The organism is Nocardia sp. NPDC050435 (genome assembly GCF_040655395.1).
In the GTDB taxonomy this organism is placed as follows: domain Bacteria; phylum Actinomycetota; class Actinomycetes; order Mycobacteriales; family Mycobacteriaceae; genus Nocardia.
Genome location: NZ_JBFAJW010000001.1, coordinates 863472 through 871921 on the forward strand (window position 1 = coordinate 863472; position 8450 = coordinate 871921).

At 70.5% G+C, this 8450-nt stretch carries 6 protein-coding genes and 2 riboswitches; of the genes, 3 read left to right on the plus strand and 3 right to left on the minus strand.

What is annotated here, in order from left to right:
- Positions 1–80 precede the first annotated feature (80 nt).
- From AB0I43_RS04180 to AB0I43_RS04190, 3 genes are read right to left on the minus strand one after another with little or no spacing between them, the layout of a single operon-like run.
- Positions 81–902 carry an ABC transporter permease gene (locus AB0I43_RS04180; RefSeq protein WP_356973105.1) on the minus strand — a complete coding sequence of 274 codons (822 nt, stop codon included), beginning with the start codon at positions 900–902 and terminating at the stop codon, positions 81–83.
- Positions 899–1840, minus strand: coding sequence for an ABC transporter permease (locus AB0I43_RS04185; RefSeq protein ID WP_356973107.1), 942 nt, complete (start codon positions 1838–1840; stop codon positions 899–901). The genes AB0I43_RS04180 and AB0I43_RS04185 overlap by 4 nt, the downstream gene beginning before the upstream one ends.
- A gap of 9 nt (positions 1841–1849) precedes the next feature.
- Positions 1850–3493 (minus strand): ABC transporter substrate-binding protein, encoded by a 1644-nt coding sequence (locus AB0I43_RS04190; RefSeq protein ID WP_356973109.1) that lies wholly within the window; start codon positions 3491–3493, stop codon positions 1850–1852.
- Positions 3494–3507: 14 nt separating this feature from the next.
- A riboswitch (cobalamin riboswitch) is annotated at positions 3508–3698 on the minus strand.
- 65 nt (positions 3699–3763) lie between these two features.
- Positions 3764–3984: riboswitch (cobalamin riboswitch) on the plus strand.
- Positions 3985–4123: 139 nt separating this feature from the next.
- On the opposite strand from AB0I43_RS04190, the gene metE reads away from it, so the two are divergent.
- The 3 genes from metE to glyA all read left to right on the plus strand — a co-directional run.
- Positions 4124–6388: a 5-methyltetrahydropteroyltriglutamate--homocysteine S-methyltransferase gene (gene metE, locus AB0I43_RS04195; protein ID WP_356973110.1), complete on the plus strand. Its 2265-nt coding sequence runs from the start codon at positions 4124–4126 to the stop codon at positions 6386–6388.
- Between the two features lie 135 nt (positions 6389–6523).
- Positions 6524–7456, plus strand: a complete 933-nt coding sequence (locus AB0I43_RS04200; protein ID WP_356973154.1) for a methylenetetrahydrofolate reductase — start codon at positions 6524–6526, stop codon at positions 7454–7456.
- A gap of 20 nt (positions 7457–7476) precedes the next feature.
- Positions 7477–8450: serine hydroxymethyltransferase (glyA, locus tag AB0I43_RS04205; protein ID WP_357431148.1), on the plus strand; the 974-nt coding region annotated here is incomplete at its 3' end.

An 8450-nucleotide genomic window follows, 5' to 3' on the forward strand; every position in this document is an offset into this window, starting at 1 on the left:
GAGCCCCTCGCACACCGACCCCGACAACGATCCAGCGACAGGGCCTGCCCCCTTGGCCCGCACGTGCCCTCCCGTGCCATTCATCCCACCGACTCCCGCGCACCGCGCTCCCGCAACCCTTCGGCCAGCAGGTTCGCCGCCGCGGCCAGCAGCAGAATCACCAGCGCCGGAGCGAGCAGCAACCACGGTGCGGCCGTGAGGAATCGGCGCGCGTCGCCCATGATCGCGCCGAGTTCGGCCTGGGGCATCTGCACGCCGAGACCGAGGAAGGACAGGCCGGCCAGGGCGACCACGATGCCGCCGAGCCGGAGCGTGGCCACGATCAGGAACGGGCCGACCACCGCGGGCAGCAGGTGCCGCACGCCGATCGCGGGCCGGCTCACACCCGCGACTCGCGCGGCGACGACATAGGGGCGGGCGCGGGCGTCCAGGGTCAGCGCCCGGGCGACGCGGGCGTCGGCTGCCCAGCTCGTGATCACCAGCGCCAGCAGCAAATTCAGGTATCCCGGTCCGAGCAGGCCGACCACGGCCAAGGCCAGCACCAGCCCCGGGATCGCCAGCACCACATCGATCACCCGGGACACGATCCGATCCAGCCGCCCACCGTAGAGTCCGGCCGCGAGCCCGACCAGCAGGCTGATGGTCGCCGACCCCGCCAGCACCAGCAGCGCCGACAGCAGCGACAACCGCAGGCCGTGCAGCACCCGGGCGAGCTGGTCGCGTCCGTACTGGTCTGTGCCGAGCCAGTATTCGGCGTTGGGCGCCAGCAGTTTGTCGGCGTAGTGCGGTTCGTTCGGCGGGAACGGCACCAGCATCGGACCCGCGATCGCCAGCACCAGCAGGATCGCGAGCAGTACCGCTCCGGCGCGCACCGACCCGGGCAGACGCAGCCGGGCGCTCACGCGGCCACCGCGATTCTGCGGTCGATCACCGCGGACAGCAGATCCGCCAGCAGGCTGGTGAGAACATAGCTCGCGGTCGCGAACACGGTGAACGCCTGGATCACCGGCAGGTCGCGGGTCTTCACCGCCTCCACCACATAGGAGCCCAGCCCCGGCCAGGTGAACACCGTCTCCACCACCGTCGCCCCGCCGAGCAGCACCGCCAGCCCGACGGCGAACGCGTGCAGCGACGGCACCGCGCTGTTGGGCAGCCCGTGCCGCCACAGGATCCGCCACCGCGAGGCGCCGCGAGCGCGCAGCACCGCCGCGGTGGGTGATTCCAGGAATTCGAGCAGAGTGGCCCGCAGCAGCCGGGACCAGCTGTCGGACAGTCCGACCGCCAGGCACACCGCGGGCAGCCACACCTGCCGCCAGGTGCCGTCGAGGGCCGCCTTGCCCCAGCCCAGCCCCACGACGAGCACCTGGATCAGCACCAGCGCCACCACGAATCCGGGCACCGACGCGAACACCAGCGCCACCCACCGGGTGCCGTGATCCGGCCAGCGCCGCGGATACCGGGCCGCGAGCACACCGAGCGTCACCGAGAGCAGCAACGCCAGCAGCAGGGCTGCCGCCGCCAGGAGCAGCGTCGCCGGCAGCCGCTCGGCGAACTCACCGGACACCGGTCGCCCCGACCCGAACGACAGCCCGAAGTCGCCGCGCAGCACACCCCACAGCCAGTGCGCGTACTGCGTGAGCACCGGCCGATCCAGGTGCAGCTCCCGCTCGAGCGCGCCGATCTGCTCGGGCGTGGGCTCCGGAACGCCCTGCGCGACGAGGATCATGCGCGCGGGATCGCCCGGGGCCAGCGGCAGCAGCGCCCAGATCAGGACGCTCGCGCCGAGCAGGGTGAGCAACGCCTCGACCGCCCGGCGCCGGGCCGGGACGAGAACTCGCATCGAAACGCGTTACGCGCCGGTGCGGCTGGTGAGATGCCGGCGCACGTTCGACACCCGATAGTCGGCCCACTCCGGACCGGTGACCACGGTGAAGTACTTGAACGTGCCCGCCACCACATAGGCCTGGTCCCGGACCAGGATCTCCTGCGCCCGGCGCAGCAGCGCGTCCCGGCGCGCGGTGTCGAACTCGCCGCGCAGTTGCGCGCCGATGGCGTCGATTTCCGGGTTCGCCACGCCTTGGGCGTTCGCGGAGCCGCCGGTGGTCCAGCGCACCAGATACGGCTGGATGGGGTCGGCGGTGCCGGAGAGCGAACCGCTCAGCGCCACCGACGAGTCCCACGCGCCGGGGTCCTTCTTCACCGCCGCGGAATCCTCGGCGTTGTCGATGCGCAGCTCGAATCCGGCGCGTGCCACCTGGTCCTGCACCGCGATCGCGACATCGTTGGTCTCCGGGCCCTGGGCCTGGGTCACGAAGCGCACCACCAGTTTCCGGCCGTCCTTGGCGCGGATGCCGTCGCTGCCCGGCACCCAGCCCGCCGCGTCGAGCGCGCGCTTGGCGGCGTCGAGATCGTGCACCTGGTTGTCGGCCGCGAACGACATCGACGGCGGATACAGACCGGTGGCGGCCGCGAACTGGCCGTTGCCGACATCGGCGGCGATGGCCCGATAGTCGATCGCGGCCGTGAACGCCTTGCGCACCGCGGTGTCGGTGAAGATGCCCGCCTTCAGGTTCATCTCCACCAGCAGCGACTGCAACGCCTGCTCCGAGGACAGCACGTGCATGTCCTTGTCACCCTGCAACTCCAGCTTGGCCGAGGTGGAGGGATAGAACGCCATGTCGGCCTCGCCGCTGCGCACACCGGCCAGGCGGGCCTGCTCGTCGGGCACCACCCGGACCGTGATCCCCTTCAGTGGCGGAGTGCCCTCCCAGTGCTTGCTGTAGGGGGCGAGCACCAGGTTCTCCGGGGTCCACGCGGTGATCGCGTACGGGCCCGAGTACGCGCCCGCGCCGACGATCTTCGCCGAATCACCGCCGGCGGCCTCCATGGCCGCGACGTCGTAGATCTGCAGCGAGTTGTCCCGCGCGGCGAGCGCCGCGGGCACCATCGCGTTCGGGGTGGGTGTGGTCAGCACGACCTTGTCGCCGTCCGCGACCACCGTCGTGGCCGCGTCCAGATACACCCGGGCCGCGGCCGAGCGCGCGATCTGCCTGGTCAGGGCCGCGGCCACGGCGGGGGCGTCGACCGGCTTGCCGTTCTGGAAGGTCACGCCGGGGCGCAAGCGCACCACCCAGCGGGTGTCGCCGTCGCGGGTGACCGATTCCGCCAGCCACGGCGCGACCTCGCCGGATTCGGTGATCTGCAGCAGGTTCTCCGCGACTCCCCAGTCGAAGAGCCAGTTGGTGCCGGTGCCGATCGGGTCCAGTCCGGCGATCTTGTAGGAGTTGTAGATCGTCAGCGTGCCGTCGCCGGCGGCGCGCAGCGCGCGAGCCGAAGCCGCCGCGCCGCCGTCGTCGGACGCACAGCCGGTGAACACCATGGCGACTGCGAGCAGCCCTGCCAGGGTGGCCGCGACCCGGGACCGACGACGTCGTTCCGGAGCGTGGCCGGGTAGCCGCGCGGCGCTGGGCCGGCGGCGAGTGAGCACTCGCATTCTCATCCTCGTGAAGCTCGATCCTGAAGTGGCGCAGGTATCCTGGCTCCCGGATCGACGCTCGCCTTCGGCCTTCCAACCCAGGAAGGTCGTGGCCATGGATGAAGGTTCGCTCCTCGGTCACAGTTGCGGGACAGCCCCGGATTCGCACCGGTGTTCCCTGCGGGAGTGAACCTAGCAGCCGGGGCCAGCTATATTCATCTGGCAGCTGGTTCGCCGGAGGTGGAGTCGAGGAGCCCCTGATCCACCCGAGGCGTCGAAGCCCGGGCTTGTGTTCGCACAGGCGCGGGTGAGAGGGAACCCGGTGAGAATCCGGGACTGTCCCGCAGCGGTAAGTGGGAACGACAGCCGTCACCCGCACTGGGCGCGAGTACGCGATGCCTGGGAAGCGACGGTCGGTAGGACCAGCCCCGGGCCCCGAGCCCGAGGCCGACCCGTTCGAGGGTCGATGCCCACGAGTCCGAAGACCTGCCCGTTGTGCCGGATACGCCGTATCCGGCGGTCGTCGCCTCGTGGATTGGGTGGCACGCCGAGTGGACCCGGGCACGGGAACGATGCTTAGTGGGCTCCGTCAGCGTGCGCTCGTAATGGGTGGCGGCTCTTTCCGTAGCCGAACTCTGGAGTTCACCAATGTCGAACCCCCGCAACACCTTCACCGCCACGGTGCTCGGACTGCCGCGCATCGGGCCCAACCGGGAACTCAAGCGTGCGATCGAGGCCTACTGGGCCGGGCGCTCCGATGCCGCCGCCCTGCACGAGGTCGCCCGCACCCTGCGCACCGCGCAACTCACCGCCGTCCGCGACGCCGGACTCGACTCGGTGCCGGTGGGCACCTTCTCCTATTACGACCACGTCCTCGACACGGCCGTGCTGCTGGGCGCGCTGCCCGAGCGCGTCGGCGGCATCGCCGACGAGCTGGATCGCTATTTCGCCGCCGCGCGCGGCACCGCCGAGGTCGCGCCCCTGGAAATGACCAAGTGGTTCGACACGAACTACCACTACCTGGTGCCCGAGCTCTCGGCCGCGACGGAGTTCTCGCTGCATCCCGAGAAGCCGCTGGCCGAGTTGAAAGAGGCGCTTGCGCTGGGCGTTCCGGCCCGCCCGGTGATCGTGGGGCCGATCACGTTCCTGAAGCTGGCCAAGTCGGTGGACGGCAGTGATCTGCTGGACCGGCTGCCGGATCTGCTGCCGCTCTACGAGCAGTTGCTGGGCCTGCTGGCCGAGGCGGGCGCCGAGTGGGTGCAGCTGGACGAGCCCGCGCTGGTGACCGATCTCACCGAGACCGAGCAGGCGACGGTCTTCACCGCCTATCGCCGCTTGGCCGACGCCCAGAACCGGCCCGCCATCCTGGTCGCCTCCTACTTCGGACGTCTGGGTGAAGTGCTTCCGGCGCTGGCGAAGTCGGGCGTGGAGGGCATCGCCATCGATCTGGTGGCGGGCGGGTCCGCCGATGTCGCGGCCGCCGCCGCGCTGCGCGACACGCTGGTCGTGGCGGGCATCGTGCCCGGCTACAACGTCTGGCGCGTGGATCCCGACCAGGCGCTGCCGCGGCTGCGCGCGCTGCGCGAGGCCGGGGCCACGGTGGCGGTGTCGAGCTCGTGCTCGCTGCTGCACTCGCCCTACGGCCTGGAGCCGGAAACCGAGCTGGATCCGCGCCTGCGCAGCTGGCTGGCCTTCGGCAAGGAGAAGATCGCCGAGGTCCGAGTGCTGGCCACCGCCCTGCACGACGGCGAGGACGCGGTCGCCGAGGCGCTCGAGATCGCGCGCACCGCGGTCGCCGATCGCAAGGCCGATCCCCGTCTGCGGGTCGAGTCGGTGCGTGCGCGCCTGGCCGAGCTCGATGCCGACGCCAGCCGCCGCACTCCGGCCGACGAACGGCGCGTGCTGCAACAGGAACGACTGAACCTGCCGTTGCTGCCGACCACCACCATCGGCTCGTTCCCGCAGACCTCCCGGATCCGGGTGGCGCGCGCGGAACTGCGCAAGGGTGAGATCGATCAGGCCGAGTACGACAACCGGATGCGCGCCGAGATCGCCGAGGTCATCACGCTCCAGGAGGAGATCGGCCTGGACGTGCTGGTGCACGGTGAACCCGAGCGCAACGACATGGTGCAGTACTTCGCCGAGCAGCTGGACGGTTTCGCCGCCACCGTCAACGGCTGGGTACAGTCCTACGGCACCCGGTGCGTGCGGCCGCCGATCCTGTTCGGCGATGTCACCCGCCCGGCGGCGATGACCGTCGGCTGGAGCACCTACGCGCAGTCGCTGACGGCCAAGCCGGTCAAGGGCATGCTCACCGGTCCGGTGACCATCCTGGCCTGGTCCTACATCCGCGACGATCAGCCGCTGGCCGACACCGCGCGTCAGATCGCGCTGGCCATCCGGGACGAGACGGTGGATCTGGAGGCGGCCGGCATCGGCGTCATCCAGGTGGACGAGCCCGCGCTGCGTGAGCTGCTGCCGCTGCGGCGCGCGGATCAGGCCGAGTACCTGGCGTGGGCGGTGGACGCGTTCCGGCTCTCGACCGCGGGCGTGGCCGATGTCACCCAGATCCACACCCACCTGTGCTACTCGGAGTTCGGCGAGATCATCGGCGCCATCGCGGGATTGGACGCCGATGTCACCTCGATCGAGGCGGCGCGCTCGCACATGGAGGTGCTCGACGACCTCAACGCCGCGGGCTTCGATCTGGGCGTGGGCCCGGGTGTCTACGACATCCACTCCCCGCGCGTGCCCGGCGCCGAGGAGATCGAGACCTCGCTCGCACAGGCGTTGAAAGCGGTTCCGGCCGAGCGGCTCTGGGCCAATCCGGACTGCGGCTTGAAGACGCGGCGCACCGACGAGGTGGTCGCCTCGTTGCGCAATCTCGTCGCGGCGGCGCGGGCGCTGCGCTGACGGATCGCCGGGGCGCCGCACCGGGTGTGCGGCGCCCCGGCGTCCCGAGTTCTCCGGCACTACACGAAGGCGATCATGCATTCCGTTCCCGACCTCGGGCACCTCGGTTCCGGCCGATTGTCCCGGATTTCCCCGATGGTCCCGTCCGTCGTTCAGAGCCTGCGCACCCATGGCGGTGCGCGGGTGCCGTTCTCGGTGGAGTTCAATCCGCCGCGCGATGCCGCGGGTGAGGCGCGACTGTGGCGGGCGGTGCGCGAATTCGAGCGCATGCATCCGGCGTTCGTGTCGATGACCTACGGTGCGGGCGGTTCCACCAAGGACCGCACCGCGCGCATCACCGGCCAGCTGGCGCAGGAAACCACCCTGACCCCGGTCGCGCACCTCACCGCGGTCGGGCACAGCCTCGCGGAATTGCGTGCGCTGGTGGGCTCCTACGCCGACTGCGGTATCCGCAACATGCTGGTGCTGCGCGGCGATCCGCCCGGTGACCCGCTGGGCGCCTGGCACAAGCATCCCGAGGGCGTCACCTACGCCGAGGAACTCGTGCGCATCGTGCGTGATCTCGGCGATTTCAACGTCGGCGTGGCGTCCTTCCCCGAGGGGCACCACCGCTCGCCGGACCTGGACACCGATACCGCGTTCTTGATCGCGAAACTGCGTGCGGGCGCGGACTATTCGATCACGCAGATGTTCTTCGACGTGGAGCACTATCTGCGGTTGCGCGATCGGGTGCTGGCCGCGGACCCGGAGCAGGGCGCCAAGCCGATCATTCCGGAGCTGATGCCGATCACCTCGCTGCGCACGGTCGCGCGCGCCGAAGAGCTGAGCGGGCGGGCACTGCCCGCCGCCGTACTCGAGCGTCTGACGGCAGCAGCCGGCGACGGCCCGGAGGAGAACCGGGCGGCGGTGCGGGCGGCCGGCATCGAGATCGCCACCGAGATGGCGCAGCGGCTCGTCGCCGAAGGCGCGCCGTGCCTGCATTTCATCACTCTCAATTTCGCCAAGGCGACCACCGAGGTGCTGACCAACCTCGGCCACCAGGTCACCGCCGCGCCCCTGAGCGCCTGATTCGAAGGAGTGCACCTCCGATGTCCACCGTTTCCGTCAATGCGCAGTCACTCGGTGAGCTCGATCCGGAGCTGGCCGCCGCGATGGCCGGCGAGCTCGCCCGCGAACGCGACACCCTCGAGATGATCGCCTCGGAGAACTTCGTGCCCCGCGCGGTGCTCCAAGCCCAGGGCAGCGTCCTGACCAACAAATACGCCGAGGGCTACCCCGGCCGCCGCTACTACGGCGGCTGCGAACACGTCGACGTCGTGGAAACCCTCGCCCGCGACCGCGCCAAGGAACTCTTCGGCGCCGAATTCGCCAACGTCCAACCGCATTCCGGCGCCCAGGCCAACGCCGCGGTGCTGATGGCGCTGATGAACCCCGGCGACCGGCTGCTCGGCCTGGACCTCGCCCACGGCGGCCACCTCACCCACGGCATGCGGCTCAACTTCTCGGGCAAGCTGTATTCCGCGCAGACCTATGGCGTCAGCCGCCACGATCATCGGATCGATATGGACGAGGTCCGGCGGATCGCGCGCAATGTCGGGCCCAGGGTGATCGTGGCGGGTTGGTCGGCCTACCCCCGCCACCAGGACTTCGCCGCCTTCCGCGAGATCGCCGACGAAGTCGGCGCCTACCTCTGGGTCGACATGGCCCACTTCGCCGGACTCGTCGCCGCCGGCCTGCACCCCTCCCCGATCCCGCACGCCGATGTCGTCTCCTCCACCGTCCACAAAACCCTCGGCGGCCCCCGCTCCGGACTCATCCTCGCCAAACAGGACTACGCCAAAAAACTCAACAGCGCCGTCTTCCCCGGCCAGCAGGGTGGCCCGCTCATGCACGCCATCGCCGCCAAAGCCGTCGCCTTCAAAATCGCCGCCGGCCCCGAATTCCACGACCGCCAGCAACGCACCCTGTCCGGCGCGAAGATCCTCGCCGAACGCCTCACCGGCGCCGACGTCGCCGACAAGGGCATCACCGTGCTCACCGGCGGCACCGACGTGCACCTGGT

What these genes read in the sequence shown, in the direction of transcription:
- AB0I43_RS04185 (WP_356973107.1), bottom strand. Translation starts at nt 1,840, where the DNA reads ATGCGAGTTCTCGTCCCGGCCCGGCGCCGGGCGGTCGAGGCGTTGCTC.
- AB0I43_RS04200 (WP_356973154.1), top strand. Translation starts at nt 6,524, where the DNA reads ATGGTCCCGTCCGTCGTTCAGAGCCTGCGCACCCATGGCGGTGCGCGG.
- AB0I43_RS04190 (WP_356973109.1), bottom strand. Translation starts at nt 3,493, where the DNA reads ATGCGAGTGCTCACTCGCCGCCGGCCCAGCGCCGCGCGGCTACCCGGC.
- metE (WP_356973110.1), top strand. Translation starts at nt 4,124, where the DNA reads ATGTCGAACCCCCGCAACACCTTCACCGCCACGGTGCTCGGACTGCCG.